This window comes from Chryseobacterium sp. NFX27, assembly GCF_049887855.1.
In the GTDB taxonomy this organism is placed as follows: domain Bacteria; phylum Bacteroidota; class Bacteroidia; order Flavobacteriales; family Weeksellaceae; genus Chryseobacterium.
The window spans coordinates 500756-518005 of sequence record NZ_JAGEKK010000001.1 but is presented as its reverse complement, the minus strand read 5'-3'; the positions used below and the strand labels follow the sequence as shown (position 1 = coordinate 518005).

Annotated in this window: 16 protein-coding genes; 5 read left to right on the top strand and 11 right to left on the bottom strand. The window is 38.0% G+C overall.

Annotation, left to right across the window (positions count from 1 at the left end):
- Positions 1 to 8: 8 nt before the first annotated feature.
- The 3 genes from J4Q03_RS02430 (at position 9) to J4Q03_RS02420 (ending at position 2319) form a co-directional block, all read left to right on the top strand.
- Positions 9 to 509 carry a DUF4252 domain-containing protein gene (locus tag J4Q03_RS02430; protein WP_426046623.1) on the top strand — a complete coding sequence of 167 codons (501 nt, stop codon included), beginning with the start codon at positions 9 to 11 and terminating at the stop codon, positions 507 to 509.
- A 193-nt stretch (positions 510 to 702) separates the two neighbouring features.
- Complete coding sequence (guaB, locus tag J4Q03_RS02425; protein WP_426046622.1) at positions 703 to 2163, top strand: IMP dehydrogenase; 1461 nt, start codon at positions 703 to 705, stop codon at positions 2161 to 2163.
- A gap of 24 nt (positions 2164 to 2187) precedes the next feature.
- Positions 2188 to 2319: a T9SS type A sorting domain-containing protein gene (locus J4Q03_RS02420; RefSeq protein WP_426046621.1), complete on the top strand. Its 132-nt coding sequence runs from the start codon at positions 2188 to 2190 to the stop codon at positions 2317 to 2319.
- 60 nt (positions 2320 to 2379) lie between these two features.
- Here the strand turns inward: J4Q03_RS02420 and J4Q03_RS02415 are convergent, their stop codons facing one another.
- The 5 genes from J4Q03_RS02415 to J4Q03_RS02395 all read right to left on the bottom strand — a co-directional run bounded on the left by J4Q03_RS02415 (position 2380) and on the right by J4Q03_RS02395 (position 7031).
- Positions 2380 to 2577, bottom strand: coding sequence for a KTSC domain-containing protein (locus J4Q03_RS02415; RefSeq protein ID WP_426046652.1), 198 nt, complete (start codon positions 2575 to 2577; stop codon positions 2380 to 2382).
- A gap of 94 nt (positions 2578 to 2671) precedes the next feature.
- Positions 2672 to 3355: a T9SS type A sorting domain-containing protein gene (locus J4Q03_RS02410; protein WP_426046620.1), complete on the bottom strand. Its 684-nt coding sequence runs from the start codon at positions 3353 to 3355 to the stop codon at positions 2672 to 2674.
- A gap of 6 nt (positions 3356 to 3361) precedes the next feature.
- Entirely contained in the window at positions 3362 to 3952 is a 591-nt protein-coding gene (locus J4Q03_RS02405; RefSeq protein ID WP_426046619.1) for a phage tail protein, read from the bottom strand.
- A gap of 131 nt (positions 3953 to 4083) precedes the next feature.
- Positions 4084 to 5946, bottom strand: a complete 1863-nt coding sequence (locus J4Q03_RS02400) for an AAA family ATPase (RefSeq protein ID WP_426046618.1) — start codon at positions 5944 to 5946, stop codon at positions 4084 to 4086.
- 14 nt (positions 5947 to 5960) lie between these two features.
- Positions 5961 to 7031: a DUF4407 domain-containing protein gene (locus tag J4Q03_RS02395; RefSeq protein WP_426046617.1), complete on the bottom strand. Its 1071-nt coding sequence runs from the start codon at positions 7029 to 7031 to the stop codon at positions 5961 to 5963.
- Between the two features lie 326 nt (positions 7032 to 7357).
- On the opposite strand from J4Q03_RS02395, the gene J4Q03_RS02390 reads away from it, so the two are divergent.
- Positions 7358 to 7495, top strand: coding sequence for a hypothetical protein (locus J4Q03_RS02390; RefSeq protein WP_426046616.1), 138 nt, complete (start codon positions 7358 to 7360; stop codon positions 7493 to 7495).
- 531 nt (positions 7496 to 8026) lie between these two features.
- Here the strand turns inward: J4Q03_RS02390 and ruvC are convergent.
- Genes ruvC through J4Q03_RS02375 form a run of 3 tightly spaced genes read right to left on the bottom strand, consistent with a single transcriptional unit; the run spans position 8027 to position 10151 of the window.
- Complete coding sequence (ruvC, locus tag J4Q03_RS02385) at positions 8027 to 8581, bottom strand: crossover junction endodeoxyribonuclease RuvC (RefSeq protein ID WP_040997663.1); 555 nt, start codon at positions 8579 to 8581, stop codon at positions 8027 to 8029.
- Between the two features lie 60 nt (positions 8582 to 8641).
- Positions 8642 to 9163 (bottom strand): 2'-5' RNA ligase family protein, encoded by a 522-nt coding sequence (locus tag J4Q03_RS02380; protein ID WP_426046615.1) that lies wholly within the window; start codon positions 9161 to 9163, stop codon positions 8642 to 8644.
- 10 nt (positions 9164 to 9173) lie between these two features.
- Positions 9174 to 10151, bottom strand: coding sequence for a serine hydrolase domain-containing protein (locus J4Q03_RS02375; protein ID WP_426046614.1), 978 nt, complete (start codon positions 10149 to 10151; stop codon positions 9174 to 9176).
- Positions 10152 to 10443: 292 nt separating this feature from the next.
- Between J4Q03_RS02375 and J4Q03_RS02370 the strand changes: the two genes are divergently transcribed.
- The gene (locus J4Q03_RS02370; RefSeq protein WP_426046613.1) at positions 10444 to 11853 is read left to right on the top strand and encodes a pyridoxal phosphate-dependent decarboxylase family protein; all 1410 of its coding nucleotides are present in this window, start codon (positions 10444 to 10446) and stop codon (positions 11851 to 11853) included.
- Between the two features lie 410 nt (positions 11854 to 12263).
- Here J4Q03_RS02370 and J4Q03_RS02365 read toward each other — a convergent pair whose 3' ends face one another.
- The 3 genes from J4Q03_RS02365 to J4Q03_RS02355 all read right to left on the bottom strand — a co-directional run bounded on the left by J4Q03_RS02365 (position 12264) and on the right by J4Q03_RS02355 (position 17224).
- Positions 12264 to 12974, bottom strand: coding sequence for a diphthine--ammonia ligase (locus J4Q03_RS02365; protein WP_426046651.1), 711 nt, complete (start codon positions 12972 to 12974; stop codon positions 12264 to 12266).
- A gap of 16 nt (positions 12975 to 12990) precedes the next feature.
- Positions 12991 to 13761, bottom strand: coding sequence for a hypothetical protein (locus J4Q03_RS02360; RefSeq protein WP_426046612.1), 771 nt, complete (start codon positions 13759 to 13761; stop codon positions 12991 to 12993).
- Between the two features lie 115 nt (positions 13762 to 13876).
- The gene (locus tag J4Q03_RS02355) at positions 13877 to 17224 is read right to left on the bottom strand and encodes a methylmalonyl-CoA mutase family protein (protein ID WP_426046611.1); all 3348 of its coding nucleotides are present in this window, start codon (positions 17222 to 17224) and stop codon (positions 13877 to 13879) included.
- Between the last annotated feature and the right edge of the window lie 26 nt (positions 17225 to 17250).

Below are 17250 nucleotides of genomic sequence, written 5' to 3'. Positions count from 1 at the left end.
TGATCACCATGAAAACTTTAAAAAACATTTTTTTAGGAACCTTTATATTGCTTATGCTCCAGTCGTGCATTGTTTCGGGAAGCCCCAATATAGCTTTCTTTAAGGAGTCCGGATATGATTTTAAGGGGGCAACATTTGCAAGCTTCAATGTCCCTGTGTTTATGGCAAAACCATTTATTAAAAAAGCTTTAAGGGAAGACGGCGAAAGTGAGGAAGTTATTGCTTTGGTTAAAAAAGTGTCAAAAATAAAAGTCATGACCGTGGATAACGGGAGCAAAGATATGCTGAATGAGTATTCCAGATACTTAAATGACAATAACTTTGAAGAATGGGCCACCATAAAACATAACGGTGAAAATGTCAACGTAAGGGTAAAGCAGAATGGAGAAACCATTAAAAATATGATGATCACTGTCAACTCAGATAAAGAACTGGTCTTTGTGGATGTAAAGGGAAACTTTACGGCAGATGATATTTCAAAAGTGATTAATGCCGCCACAGATAAGTAAACTTATTTATTTTACGCATTCATAAAGGAAAAACAAGTTAGTTTCATACTATATCAATTATTTTGTACAGAAAGACCGTTCTTAATAAGAGCGGTTTTTTCATTTAAGTTATTGATTATTAAATTTTATTTAAACTATTGAAAAGGATTTTCATATCTCGTTAAAATAGCCTAATTTTGCAAAGAAAGTAAAGATGTCTATTCATAACAAAATTGTAGAGACAGCCATCACTTTCGATGACGTTCTTCTAGTCCCTTCTTATTCAGAAGTTTTACCTAATCAGGTATCATTAAAATCAAGACTTACCGACAAAATAACGCTGAATGTTCCGATAGTTTCTGCTGCGATGGACACCGTTACTGAAGGAGATCTGGCTATTGCTTTGGCAAGAGTCGGAGGTTTGGGTTTTATCCACAAAAACATGACGATCGCTGAGCAGGCTGCACAGGTAAACCGTGTAAAACGTTCAGAAAACGGAATGATCTCTGATCCTGTTACCCTTTCAAAAGATCATACATTGGCTGAAGCTAAGGAAACTATGGCCAAATATAAAATTTCCGGCCTTCCTGTAGTAGATGCAGATAATGTACTGATTGGGATCATTACCAACAGAGACGTAAAATATCAGGAAAACCTTGACATGAAGGTTGAAGAGATCATGACCAAAGAAAATCTGATCACTTCTGATAAAAATACCAACCTTGAGAAAGCTAAAGAAATTCTTCTTAAAAGCAGGGTAGAAAAGCTTCCGATCGTAGATAAAGATAACAAGCTGGTAGGATTAATTACGATTAAAGATATTGACAACCAGCTGGAATATCCGAATTCCAATAAAGATCACAAAGGACGTCTTATCGTAGGAGCGGGTGTTGGTGTTGGAGAAGATACGATGGACAGAATTGCAGCACTGGTAAGCGCTGGTGTTGATATCGTAGCTATTGATTCTGCTCACGGACATTCAAAAGGAGTTCTGGATAAAATTTCAGAAATCAGAAAAACATATCCGGATTTAGATATCGTAGGAGGAAACATTGTAACTGCTGAAGCTGCAAAAGACCTTATTGAAGCGGGAGCTAACGTTCTTAAAGTAGGAGTAGGCCCTGGTTCTATCTGTACAACGAGAGTGGTTGCAGGTGTTGGGGTTCCTCAATTATCTGCGATTTATAATGTTTACGAATATGCAGCTTCTAAAAACGTAGCGGTAATCGCCGATGGAGGGATCAAGCTTTCCGGGGATATTGTAAAAGCAATTGCAAGTGGAGCAGGAGCCGTCATGTTGGGTTCCCTTTTAGCAGGAACTGATGAAGCTCCGGGAGAGGAAATTATTTTCCAGGGAAGAAAATTCAAGTCTTACCAGGGAATGGGAAGTCTTTCCGCCATGAAGAGAGGAGGAAAAGAAAGATATTTCCAGAGTGAAGCTAAAAAATTCGTTCCGGAAGGAATTGAAGGAAGAGTGCCACACAAAGGAAAGTTAGAAGATGTGATTTTCCAGCTGACCGGAGGTTTAAGAGCAGGTATGGGATACTGTGGGGCTAAAGATATTGAAGCTTTGCAGAAAGACACGAAAATGGTTATGATCACCGGAAGCGGTTTGAAAGAATCTCATCCGCATGATGTGATTATCACTCAGGAAGCTCCAAACTATTCTTTTTAGAATATCTAAAAATATATTATACAATTGGCTGTACATAGCTTGTACGGCCAATTTTATTTAAAGTCTGCGATTAACCAACAGCTCGAAAAAGGAGTTTATATGGTTCAGATTTCCAACGGAAAAGATACTAAGACCTCTAAACTGATCATTAAATAAATTTTGATTATACAAATATAAATGTCTCCAGCAATGGAGGCATTTTTTATTATGATTCGTTCAGTTGATCTTGACATATTTAAACCTGGGCTTGATAACACTGTTCAGAAATCTGCCTTTTGATTTGGCTTCCCTGAATTTTTCAGATATGGAGATCGGAACCTTAAGATAATCATAAACAGCCCCGGACTGATACACAATTCTTAATATCTCAGTCTCAGGAAAATAAATATAACTGTTGACAACACTTGAAGGCATGGAAAATACCCTGCAAAAAATATTCCCAAAATAGCCCTCAGAAATTCCGAAGGCTATATCAATAATCAAGTAATGCTATAAGACATTATACTTTCTATTTTTTCACGAATTTAAATTCATGAGATTCAAAATTTTTGGTCGTAATTTTTAAAATATATACTCCTGCGGAAAGATGAGAGACCTCTATTTTCCGGTCAAATGGCTCAGATCTTAACAGCTGTCCATCTAGGTTATAGATTTGTGTGGTCTGCCCGGTATCAATTCCCGAAATACGAATAACATCTGAAACTGGGTTCGGGAAAATCTGAATTTTAGATTTTGTGACTTCCGATGTTCCCAGTGAAGAGCTGTGTACATCCCCTGTCATGGTGGAATTGGTGCCGGTAAGGTTTCCTCCGCACTGTCCAGCTGTTGCCGTTTGATTTTCCACCCATGTTCCAAACGTATTGCTTGGTGGTTTCATACTGGCATTATTACCTGTTGAATTGTAATAAATAAGTGAAGGAGCAGTAAAGGTTCCGTTTCCTTCATCAGCGAGAAATTCCCATCTGGTAAGGGTATTATTCCATTGAATTTTAAATTCGCACGTTCCCAGCCCGCCACAAGGCTGACCGTCAACCGGTGTTGTAATATAAATGTTTTTATTGAATGCATCAACTCCGGTTTTCGTAAATATAAAATTCTGGTTGTCAAACAGGTTATGACATCCATTGAAAGTAATGGTCTGTGCGGCCATTATACTTCCAAGAGCTATAGCTAATAAGTATAAAATTTTCATAACTTATTAATTAAAAGTTGGATAAATTCCCTGTAAAGCTATGATACATCTCATCGTAACAAAGGGCGGCCTGTTTTCATGAGGCTGAGATCCTCCGGCTGGATTTACCATCGTAGCTTTCATTGTTGTATTTGCATTGACATCAGAATATTCTTTGTCTAAAAGTTTAGTATCTGCAGGAAGATTTCCTGCAGGAGTGTTTTGGTTTCCTTCAGCTGTTACGGCATTCACGGTGTGGCTATGAACGGGCATCTGTTGCTGTGTCAGCGTAACGGTTTCACTGCCTCCTGTTTCACCTACCATATAATTATGAGAACTGTAAGGTCCCTGCCCTTGAGAAATAAGAACTCTCCCCCTCATGTCGGGGAGTGCGAAATTCGTTGTTCCGTTTCCTCCGTAAATAGTTCCTATTAATGAGAAAAGAGCCTGGTTTTGTGCTATTGGCAATAACTGTCCGTTACAGTCTGCCCATCCGTTTGGTGTTCTGTTGTAGGGTACGAAAGCGATCTGTCCAAGGAGTGGTTCATACTGCGCTTTTAAAGTAGAGATGAATGCACTGCTTATGAAAAGCGTGAATGCTAAAATTGAGTTTTTCATGATGGATTAGTTTAGTAGAGTAAAATTATAAAATATTCGGATAGAATAATCATATATAGAAAAAACCTCTCAGAACTGACTGAAAGGTAAGGTTTTATTAATTTTAATTTCTATTATAATGGATTTTTTCTCTACTGGCCAAGCATTTTATGATACCCTGCAATATGAAGATGCCCTTCTTCTTTGATGCTGACCTCAAGTTGGTGTTTTTTTGCTGTCAGATAGATTTCTTTAGGCAGCATACTTCCTTTTTTGCTGAGTTCAATGCTCATATCTTTCAGAAGGCCTAAATGAAAGAGCAGATCTTCCCTGGTCTTTGCGGCGAGATCCTGCATTAGTTTTTCAATCTTTTTATCCGTAATATCATGCTGCATACGGTGCGGATACTCCTCGAGGTTATATGCTGCCTGATATTCTTCATCAAAACCGTATTTTCTGATGTAATCGGTAGCAAGCATGGTTGCCTGCTCTCTGTCATGGCTTCTTCCTATGCTTGCATTATGTTCTCCAAATATAATTTCTTCGGCAATACCGCCAGCCAGGTAGATTTTAATTCTGCCAAGAAGACTTTCCTTAGTATCGTGGATCTGGTGCGGAAAGGTAAATCCTGCAGCATAGCTGCTGGCTACTTTACTTTTCAGCTGCAACGGGGCAAAACCTGTATAAAGCATATAGGAAACGGCGTGGCCACATTCATGAACACTGATGTTGGCAACTGCATCCTGTTGGTTGGATTGCCGTATACTGTCGATTCTTCCGGTGTAAGGAATTTCAACAATACGTTTTCCTACTTTCCCGGTGATTGTTTTTTGCTTTACCAGATAATCAATTTCAATGGTTTTGTCATCTTTGGTGATGGCTTCAAATAGAAATTTGCTGAGGTTGGTATCCAGGATATCAACTACACTGCTGAAGACCGGACGAACGCCCTGTACCGGGAAGACCCCGTTTCTATAAATCAGCTCATTGATGCTTTTGCTGATTTTTAAGCTGATGCCAAATTTTGATTTCGTTTTGGTTTTAAGATTATTTATTTCCCTTTGAATAAGTTGTTGAAAATCTTCTGTCTTTAATGAAAAATAAATCAAGTGGATATTTCCAAATCTGGCTACCTGCTCCGGACGGAATTTCCTTGACAGGGCATTTTTGATATCAACAACGGTTATTTTCTTTGTGAATGCATGGTATATATTCGCATCTATATCTGCTTCGCTGGTTTCACGGGACATCTGAAAAGCTTCATCCAGATTTCCGCTGATGATGATCAGCATTTTGCTGTAATCTACCGGCTCATAGATCTTTTTCTCTTTCTGCTTCTTCAGAATCAGCTTGATCATATCTTCTTCTTTCATATCGATGATGCTCATCACATCATCTTCCATGCTGAGGTACTTTTTCAGTTCCTTGGCGTCCCAAAGATTCAGATAAGGATTTTCATCCATTTCCGTTTCACCGTTCATCTTTCGCCGGTCATTTTCTTTTTTACGTAAAAGGTAGGAAAACAGATAATGTTCAAGATCGTCCCGTTCTCTTTTGCTTAGCCTTCCGTCACTTAAAAGCTCCCAAAAATCGGTGAATTTTGTCTGTGGTACCGGTGTGCCGTCGGGATCGATTGTGTTAAAGCGCTGGATCTCATCAAAAAGAACGATGCTCGGCTTTTCATCACTGAGGCGGTTACTCTGGAAAATATCCGATACACTTTTGCTCCATGAAGTTTCATCGCTGTTGCTGAGTTCTATCTCTACGAAACGGTTTTGAAACTCCAGGAACCGGACTGTTTTTCGTACAAGATCCGTCTTTCCTACACCGGTCATTCCCCAGAGATTAATCACTACGGGACGGGTTAAGATTTCAGGCATCAGATACCAAATCTGGATGTATTCCATTAAATCATCAATAATCTTATCAATTCCGATGAATTCTTTTTTCAAGAATGCTTTACAGTTGTCCAGCTTTTTCTTTTTCTTCTGGATCTCTTCTTTATCAATAATCATGCGTGAAAAATACGCTATTTTTTTAAATTATCCTTAAAATCATCAATTCTGTAATCAGTCAGAGCATTTCCTTTCTCAATTTTTTCCTTAGAATAAAGCCTGAAATCATTCTCTGTCTTTTCTAACAGATAATCATAGGGGCCGACATGGGAAATCAATTTTACAAGGACCGGAGAAATCTCAAGGCAGATAAAAAGCCCCATGATAAAAGCTGCTGCCAGTCCAATAATTGCCGAGTTTTTGCCTAATTCATCCAAAGCCTGCAGTCTTGCGGCAAAACCATTAAACTTATCCTCAAAGGTTTCCGAGGATTTTCTTTCTGTTTCCAGGTTTGTATAAACTTTGGAGATTTCTTTATCTAAATATTCAACTCTGGGTGCGTTTTGCTTCTGGAAATTTTCAAGATCCAGGCGACGCTGTTCTTTCAGTTCCTGCTTACGTTTTGCGTTGGGGCCATAGCCTTCTTTTCCACTTGTAAGTCCGGACTGTTTTCCAAGAATTTCCTTTTCAAGCTCTACAGCTGCTGAATCGTAAGCTTTCTGATACTGGATAGTTTTCTCAGCGATCTGTTTTTTTTCAGTTTCAAAAGGCCCGCTCTGCTTCAGGATTCTGCCGCTCATTTCGCCCTCAAGCTGTTTTTTATTTCGCTGAATAATAGTGTTGAGTTGCTTGTTGACTTCTTTTTCAAAAATTTTAAGCTCCAGAGGTTTGGAAATGATAATCCCTAAAAAGGTTGCTAAAACCAGACGCGGAATAGCCATTAAAATCTGATTACCCCATGTTCCTGTTTTTTTGATTGATGAAACAATATAACGGTCCAGATTAAAGATCATGAGCCCCCACAGAATTCCGAAACCTACTGAAGTCCATACATTATCAAATACAGTATACATGGCATAGCCTGCCGATAGAGTGGCAAACACTGCGGTGAATAATACAATTCCTCCAATTCCCGAAAACTTATTCCATTCACTCGGAGTCTTTCTTAAAATATGAATATTTCCTCCGGAGCACACCATCAGAAACTTCTGGAACCAGTTTATTTTATGATTCGCTTGATTTATAGTTTGTTGGTTTGTTTTCATTAGTGAAAATTTATACAAATGTAGCACTAAAAATCATACCAATGTAAAAGATAGTATTATGTTTTGCCAAGTAATTGAATGTTTTGATTTAATTGATTGATTTACTTTAAGTTATTGTTCGCATAAGATAATTGTTTTTTGATAAATAAAAACACGACATGTTCTGTCGCTTTACAGGAGTAAATTTGTATTAATCAAAGTAAAATAGATAATAAAACAGTTTCCAGTAAAAAAAAACTCTTATTAAATCACATTAACATGACTTGAGTGTGTTAAAAAAAAGTTAATTTTACATTTTGAATTATAAAAACTAAATACACAAGCAGATGAAGAAATTCTACTCTGGTGCATGTATTCTATGCACGGTTCTAGGGCTTTCTGCCCAGGAAGTATTATGGCAGAAAGATATCAAATCCTCTACACAGGATTTCTTAAGCCAAGTGACCACAACAATAGATCAGTAGTATCTGATTACAGTAAAAACTCTGCTAAAAGATGCCGCAAATGTTTTAAGTCATAATGGTTTAACTGCAGATATTTACTGTATCAGTGATGGGCAGTTGGCTTCGTAAAAATGTTAAATATTCCCTTCAATTCAATTAAAAAAAATATAAAACCGAAAATAAGTTTAATTATATGTTTAGTAATTGTGCTGATTTTTTTTTCTTTTCACAAACCGCATAGACCATCAAAGTAATGCAAAGAGACTTGCAGAGGAAGAATGTATTTTAGTTGTAGAAATTCCTCCTTCGTCATATACTTCTAATACATTTAAAACGAAAGGTTTTGACCCTCTAACTAAGAAGTCTTGTGAGTGTAATCACTATAATAGGTGGTGGAGTTCATATAAAGATGAAATAGAAGCTGGTGATACTATTATGAAGAAGAAAGGTGAACTAATATTCAGTATCCACAAAAAAGATAGTATTATTAATCATAGATATAGATCATAATCTTATACTTGTAAAAGCTCATATTTATAAGTAACTCATATTTTACTTCACCCTCCCCGGATTCTGCTTCAAAAAGCTATCCCATCCGCTGTAAGATTTTGTATCTGCAATAGTCCCGGAATTGAAATGATGGCATACTGCAACGGCCAAGCCATCTGAGGCATCCAAATATTTGGTGGGAAATTCTTTCAATTTTAAAAGGTTCTGAAGCATTCCGGCTACCTGCTCCTTGCTGGCATTTCCGTTTCCGGTGATGGCCATTTTGATCTTTTTAGGGGAATATTCCGTGATGGGAATATTTCGGTACAGGCTTGCGGCCATGGCAACGCCTTGTGCACGGCCCAGTTTAAGCATACTCTGCACGTTTTTTCCGTAAAACGGAGCTTCCAGGGCTACTTCATCAGGGTGATATTCGTCGATCAGAGCTAATGTTTTATCAAAGATGTATTTCAGTTTGGTTTCGTGGTTCGGATATTTTTTCAGGATTAGTTCGTGGATGGAGATCATTTCCATTTTACTTTTCGTCACGGAAATAATGCCGAAACCCATAATCGCTGTTCCGGGGTCAATCCCTAAAATTATCTTCTCTGAAATCATGGCTCAAAGATAGCGTTTATAAATCTTTTTTGTCGAATTGTAATAAAGTTTGATTGAGCCTTATTTTAATTGTTTTTCAGCAATAGGAATCCATCTTCCGTCATGGCGGAGGAGGAGAATTTTATCGACTAAAAATTTAGTTTTGTATTCTTTGTCCTTGTAAATCTTCCAAGCTTTCAGATAGTTATCAAAACTAAGGTTTCTGTAGCCAACGGTCATGTGAGGCGTGAAATATTTCTTACCGAAACTAAACTGCTGTATTACCCTTTGATGAAGTAAATTTAAATTTTCATTGGCTTCAGGATGGACAAAAATGACCGGATTTTTTGGATTGGGAAAGCTTCCGAAGCCATTCAGTAGTATTTCAAAAGGGGGAATATCCGTATCTATTTTCTGGAAAGCAGTGTGAATATCGCTTTCCAGCTCCAGTTCTCTTTCAAAAGGTGATAATAAAGTAATGTGGGCATCATTTGTTAATGCTTTTGAATTATCATAATTCACAGCAAGATCCTGTTTAAACACCTTTACTTCATCAATGATGTCCTGTGGAGGGTAAATGGCGATGAAATACATTTTTTTCATACTGTAAAAATTAGTGTTTTACTTTAAGCTGCAACAAAGTACTCTCAAGATTATCTGTAATCTTTTTAACCTCCACATGAGGCCTGAATGTTGAACTTTTTCCTTTTTCTTCATCCGCAATATTGGATAAAATAATAACAGATGTTTTGGTTTGTGGATAATAGATATTCAGAGAAGGGGAGCCCTTTACGTAACCGCTGTGAAAATAACTTTCAGGGCTTCCGATATTGACCATAATACCATAGCCATAGCCCATTTTCCCTAAAATGGCATGATGCCTTTCCGAGCTTTTAGAAACCAACTGCTTTAAAGTTTCAGCTTTGAGGATTTTTCCGCTATACATAACATTATTCCAGATGTGGAGATCCTCTACAGTTGAAAGAATGCCGCCTGCCGGAGTTCCTATATCTTTTCCTCCCAGTCTTTTAGGCATATTCGGGACGGCTGTAAACTTGGCAGCATTTCCCAAATAGGCACTTGCAAAATCCTTATCTTCAAAGATATTTCCTGTGGAAGAATTTTTCATTCCCGCTTTTTTGAACAGCTCCATGACATTTTCATCGTAGGATTTTGCTGAAACAGCTTCTATAATTTGGCCCAGAGCATTAAAACCGTCATTGGAATAGAAAAAGTCCGAACCGCTTTTGAACATCAGCTTTCCCCCAAAAGTATTTAATCCTGAAGTATGATTTAAAAGCTGATGAATAGTGATGTTTTCATAGTCTTTGGTCTGAAATGTTTTCAGGTATCTGGATGCTTTGTCACTAACATTCAGCTTTCCCTGTTCCATCTGAAGAAGGATAAGAGCCGCAGTAAACTGTTTGCTTACAGATCCAATGGCAAAAACCGTATTGCTGTCGATTTTTACTTTATTCTTGAAATCGGAATAGCCGTTTTCTTTCCTGTACAGTTGCAGTGAATCTTTAAAGACGGCAATACTTCCGTTTAATTTATATTTTTTAAATACAGAATCAATCTGCTGCTCCAAAAGAGTTTTTTGAAAGGCAGTGATGGTGGAATCAATAATTACATTTTTGTCAACCGGTTTTTGGGGAGTTTCTGTTTTGCAAGAAAACAAGAAGCAGAAAAGTAAAAGGAGAATGAAATTTTTTATCACAGGTGTTTTTAATTTAGAAGTTACTGATGTGGGATAATACCTATTAAATATAAGGAAATCCTTTGAAGTCTCAAAGAGAAGCAAAATTTGTGCTAAGTCAAGGTAGAATCTTACAAGTATTTAATATTTTTGAATAAATTATTTTACAATACCATCTACCATAATGAAAGAATATTTGAAAAAGGATTCAGAGCAAATAGATCATATACTTGAAATCATAAAGCAGCAAGGAACTGAATACCTGAATACCCTGGCAGAAAGGCCTACTTCAATAAATAATAATCGGGTACCCGAAAACCTAAGCTTGCCGGAGTCCGGTTTTGGAACCGAAGAGACTTTAAAAATATTCAATGAAAGATTTGAACCTATCATAGTAGGAGCATCAGGGCCGCGATACCTTGGATTTGTAACCGGAGGCACTACGCCGGCTTCCATTGCGGGAGACTGGCTGGCAACAGTCTACGATCAGAATACGCAATCTACAACAGGTCAGGGAGACATCTCGGGCAATGTAGAGATGGAAACCATAAAGATGCTGCTGGATCTACTTAGCCTGCCGAAAAATTTTCTGGGAGGTTTTGTCACCGGAGCCACGATGTCTAATTTCACATGTCTGGCGGTTGCAAGGCAATGGCTGGGAAAAGAGCAGGGAAGAGATATTGCTAAAGAAGGAATTTCAGGAACTGTTAAAATACTGACGGCTATGCCCCATTCATCATCCATAAAATCACTGTCACTTTTAGGGATAGGAAGCAATAATATGATAAAGATAAAAACTGTTGCAGAAGATCGTGAAGCGATGAATATACAGGATCTTGAAGATCATATCATACAGCTTAATGGAGAGCCGTTCATCTTAATTTCCAGCGGAGGAACTGTCAATACGGTTGATTTTGATGATTTTACAGAGATCAGAAAGCTGAAAGAAAAGTATAAATTCTGGTGGCATATAGATGCGGCATTCGGAGGTTTTGCAGCCTGTTCAGATACTGATAAGCATCTTGTGAACGGCTGGGAACACGCAGACAGCATTACAGTAGACTGTCATAAATGGTTAAATGTTCCCTATGAAAGTGCGGTATTTTTTGTGAAGGAACAATACAAAATTTTACAGATGGAAACCTTTCAGAATTCCAATGCTCCTTATCTGGGAGATCCGCTGGAGAATTTTAACTATTTAAATTTTCTTCCTGAGAATTCAAGAAGATTAAAGGCACTTCCTGCATGGTTTTCTGTCATGGCATATGGCAGAGAAGGATATCAGGATATTATAGAAAGCAATATAAAACTATCTAAACAGCTTGCACAGCTGATTGAAGACAGTAAGGATTTCAAATTACTGGCTCCCGTAAGGTTAAATACAGTATGTTTTACTTTAAAAGAGGAAGCAAAACAGGATCAGGTGAACAGATTTCTGGAAGCACTGAATGACACAGGAAAAGTCTTCATGACTCCAACTTTTTATAATAGGCATAAAGGAATCAGAGCTGCTTTTGTTAACTGGCAAACCACCGAAAAGGATGTCGAGCTGATATTTAATGTGATGAAAAAAATAATAACAACGCTGGACTAATCTATTCATTCAGTAATGTAATATTCTTTCCTGTGTATTGCTTACAATAAGTGAAACGGCTTTGTTTATCTTAAAAATCAATTAAATACTTTTGTAAATTCTTGTTTATCATTACATTAATTTTAATCTCGAATTCAAATTACGGGATAAAGAAATATTTGAAAATAATTGTATTCTTATCACAAAGACAAACAAAGCTGATTCTCTGATAGGTTAATAAGGAAAACATGGACATTTATTCAGTAAAGTAATTCAATAATATACTTCCCTGCGTATTGCTTACCAATAAGTGAAGCGGCTTTGTTTATCTTAAAATCAATTAAATGCTTTTGTAAAGCCTTGTTTATCATTGTGTTTAATTTTAATCCCGAATTCAGATTAAATTAAAAGTACTAATAACTAATAGAATCTTATTTCAAAATAAGGTCGCAAAACCAGAAAACATACTCACCGTCTTCATCTTCAGAATTTACTTTCGGTTTTGGATAGGTCTTTTTTACCGTTTCTCCTATTCCAAAATGAACAGGATTTCTAAAGATAGGCCCATCAAAAGTAAATGTGTGGAATTCCCCGTTTTCTCCACATGGATCAACATTGTCAGGAAGATCCTTGATAAAATCCGGGTCAATAATTCTTCCTGCAAAACTTTTGTCCAGATAAGTTTCATTCACACACGTCACAATAGTTTTGAAGCCAAGATCCAGAAATTCGTGGATGAGGTCGGTTGTGTTTTGCTTCCAAAGTGGAAATACGGCTTCCATTCCTATTGAATTCAGCTGGTCCTCACGGTATTTCCGGAGGTCTTCAAGAAAAATATCTCCAAAAACGGATTGCGTAATGCCCATAGCCTGAATATCCGACATCGTTTTACCCATAATATCATGGTATTCTTCCATAGACGGCTCTTTGGGAAGCTCCATTTTAATCAAAGGTAATCCTATGCTTTCGGCTTGTTTTTCCAAAAGCGAGACATGAACACCATGCATCGAGATCCTCTGAAACTCTTTATTGATGCTGGTCAGTAAAGCTGTAACTTCCGTCTGATTTTTCTGCTGGATTTTATAAAAGGCAAGTGCGGAATCTTTTCCGCTGCTCCAGTTGAATACGGCTTTAGGTTTCATTAATTCATTCTGCATTTTATTTTGCTGCATCATTCATTTCTGCTTCAAATTGTGCTAATCCGGCTTTGGTGCTTCCTCTATCAGTTGCTGTTTGCCATTCTTTTGTAGCTTTGGTTTTATCACCCAGGCTATAATAATAGCTTCCCAAAACGGTATGGCCTTCGACCTCGCCCATGCTGATGATTTTTTGCCCTAACCTGATGATTTCAGGGTTCTGTTTAGGCTTTTTCAGTTTATTTTTTAAGACAGCTTCCATTCCGCCCACATCGTTCATGACCATTAAGCCAAATTTCTCCATGCATGCCTTTGCAAGACCTCTGGTACACAAATCATCAATGTTTTTTGTGTAATTTGCCATTGCATTTTTATCAAATAATTTGTTGAGATCATTGGATTTAGCTCTTGTTTTACGGTAATATTCATAAAGAAGCTGTGCGTTTTTCTTAGCCAGCGCATCATCTTTTCTGTTGTTTGTGGCAATGCTGTCTTTGTTTAGGTCCCACTTGGTGTTCTTAACCCACGTTGAATTACCGGCCAAACGGTTTTTAGACATTTTAAAAATAAAAATATCCTTATCCGGAAAAACTACCACAGAATCATTTTTTACAAAATAATCCCCTTTTCCATATCCTGCAATATCAACCTTTCCATTGCCGTCAAAGGCAAAATAGGGGTATAGCGTTTCTTTAGAACTGGTCATAAAATAACCCTGGAGATTGTTGTCGGCTTCCTGAGCGTTGAAGTAGCCACTGAAAATAATTCCTGTCAGGAATAAAATATATTTCATTAATTAAATATTTTATGTAGGGTAAAAGTACAAAAAACCTCAAAGAAATTTCCTTGAGGTTTGTATCTGTAAAAGTTTTACAATTACTATTTAATAATTGTCTGTCCGACACGGACTACATATTTCTTCTGTACTTACCGCCCACTTCAAATAAAGCATTGGTAATCTGCCCAAGAGAACAGTATTTTACAGCATCCATCATCACTGCAAATAAATTCTGCTGGTTGATGGCTGCATACTGCAACTGCTTTAAAGCTTCTGCAGACCTGTCTTCATTAGATTTCTGGAAATTATGTAAAGTTTCAATCTGAACCTGCTTTTCCTCCTCAGTGGAACGGATAACCTCTCCCGGACGAACCGTTGGAGAACCGTCTTTTCCAAGGAATGTATTGACCCCGATAATTGGGTATTCCCCGGTATGCTTCAACCACTCGTAATGCATAGATTCTTCCTGGATCTTAGAACGCTGATACATGGTTTCCATAGCACCAAGAACACCGCCTCTTTCCGTAATTCTGTCGAATTCCGCATAAACTGCTTCTTCCACAAGATCCGTCAGTTCTTCAATTATAAATGAGCCTTGAAGCGGATTTTCATTTTTAGCTAATCCTAATTCTTTATTAATGATCAGCTGAATCGCCATTGCTCTTCTTACAGACTGCTCAGTCGGTGTTGTAATGGCCTCGTCGTAAGCATTGGTGTGAAGAGAATTACAGTTATCATAGATCGCATAAAGAGCCTGAAGGGTTGTTCTGATATCATTGAAATCAATTTCCTGAGCGTGAAGCGAACGGCCTGAAGTCTGGATGTGGTATTTCAGCATCTGGCTTCTTTCGTCTGCCCCGTACTTCAGCTTCATTGCTTTTGCCCAGATTCTTCTTGCTACACGGCCGATCACTGAATATTCAGGATCAATACCGTTAGAGAAGAAGAATGATAAATTCGGTGCAAAATCATTGATATCCATTCCTCTTGACAAATAATATTCCACATACGTGAAACCGTTTGCCAGTGTAAATGCCAGCTGAGAAACAGGATTCGCACCCGCTTCTGCAATGTGATATCCTGAAATAGAAACGGAGTAGAAGTTCCTTACTTTTTCTGTGATAAAATATTCCTGCACGTCACCCATCAAACGGAGGGCGAATTCAGTGGAGAAAATACAGGTGTTCTGAGCTTGGTCTTCTTTTAAAATATCTGCCTGAACCGTTCCGCGAACTGTCGCGATCGTTTTAGCCTTAATTTCAGCATAGGCATCTGCCGGAATCACTTCATCTCCTGTAATTCCCAATAATTTTAAACCTAAACCATTGTTGGAAGGAGGAAGTTCTCCGTTATATTTTGGTCTTTCTAAACCTCTGTCATCAAACTTTGCTTTTAAAGCCTTTTCAACATTTGCTTGCAGATTATGCTCTGCGATATATTTTTCAACATTCTGATCAATGGCTGCATTCATAAAGAAAGCCAGCAGCATTGGGGCAGGACCGTTAATTGTCATTGAAACGGAGGTCATTGCATTCACCAGATCAAATCCGGAATACAATTTTTTTGCATCATCCAATGTTGCGATAGAAACTCCGGCATTTCCAATTTTACCGTAAATATCTGGTGGTAAAGCTGGGTCTTGTCCATATAAAGTCACAGAGTCAAACGCTGTTGAAAGGCGTTTTGCATCCATTTCTGCAGAAACATAATGGAACCTTCTGTTCGTCCTTTCGGGACCTCCTTCTCCTGCAAACATCCTTGTAGGGTCTTCTCCTGTTCTTTTAAAAGGATAGATTCCTGCGGTGTAAGGGAATCCTCCTGGAAGATTTTCCTGTCCTTTCCACTTGATCAGGTCACCCCAGTCCGTATATTTTGGTAAAGCAATTTTTGGAATTCTTAAGTGGGATAAAGATTCCGTTGAGGTTTCCACTTTAATTTCCTTTCCTCTTACGAAATAAGAATAAAACTCTTCGTGGAATGCCTTTTTTGTATCATCCCAGGTTCTTAAGAAGTCGATATTTTCCTGTTGAAGATCTTTTTCCGCTTTTTGATATTCAGTGTCTAAAGTTTCATTAGAAAGGAAATTTTTTACCCCTTCAATATGATACATTTTTCTGGCAAGCTCAGCCTGTTTTTCAACGTTGGCATCATATTGTCTGTTGTTTTCAACGATTTCAGAAAGGTAACGGACTCTTTTTGGAGGAATAATGGTTACTTCGTCTGTAATTTCCTGTTCAGCAAAAGTTTTTAAATCTAAACCTGAAAACTTATCGTTTACTTTTGAAATTAATCTGTTGTATAGTTCTGTAGTTCCGTGGTCGTTGAACTGAGATGCTTTTGTTGCATATACCGGCATTTCATCCAGCTGCTGTTCCCATAACAGATGGTTTCTCTGAAACTGCTTTCTGACGGCCTGAAGTGCATCAAGAGCGCCACGTTTGTCAGATTTATTTAAAGCCACTAAATCTGCATAATCTAACATGTCAATCTTCTCCAGCTGAGTGGAAGCTCCATATTCAGGAGTCATCACATACATGGAAACATCTGCAAAATCAGATACTTCCGAGCCGGACTGCCCGATACCCGAGGTTTCCAGAATGATAACGTCAGGATGAGCCAGTTTCAGAACATTCAAGGCTGAATGAATGAATGGGGAAACGGAAACATTGTTTTCTCTTGTCGCCATTGAACGCATATAAACTCTCGGATCATTGATAGCGTTCATACGGATTCTGTCTCCCAACAATGCGCCTCCTGTTTTCTTTTTAGAAGGGTCTATGGAAATAATAGCAATTTTTTTATCAGGATTTGCACGGATAAAACGTCTTACCAGTTCATCCGTTAAAGAAGATTTTCCTGCTCCACCGGTTCCTGTGATACCGATGATCGGAATATTTAAGTCTTTTGATTTTTCGTCAATAGCTTGTACCAGGTCCGGTTTTTCTTCTGAGAAGTTTTCAACAGCAGAAATAACTTTAGCAATGCTCGTGGAATTTTCAAAACTAATTGAATCCAGATCAGCAGCAGTTATATCTTTGCCTGTTGCGAAATCTGATCTTTTAACCAAATCATCTATCATTCCCTGTAAACCCAGTTCGCGGCCGTCATCAGGAGAATAAATTCTATCGATTCCGTAAGACATGATATCCTCAATTTCTTCCGGCAGGATTACCCCGCCTCCGCCTCCGAAAATCTTGATCTGCGGGGAGTTTTTTTCTCTTAAAAGGTCGTAGATATATTTAAAATATTCATTGTGGCCGCCTTGATATGAGGTTAGTGCAATGGCATTGGCATCTTCCTGGATAGCTGTGTTAACAACTTCCTCAGCTGATTTGTCGTGGCCAAGGTGGATCACTTCACATCCTGTTCCCTGGATCACGCGGCGCATGATATTGATCGCAGCATCGTGGCCGTCAAATAATGACGCCGCTGTTACGATTCTCACTTTGTTGGTTGGAGTATATTTTTGGGTTTCCATAAAAAATCTAGAAAATTTCTGAATTT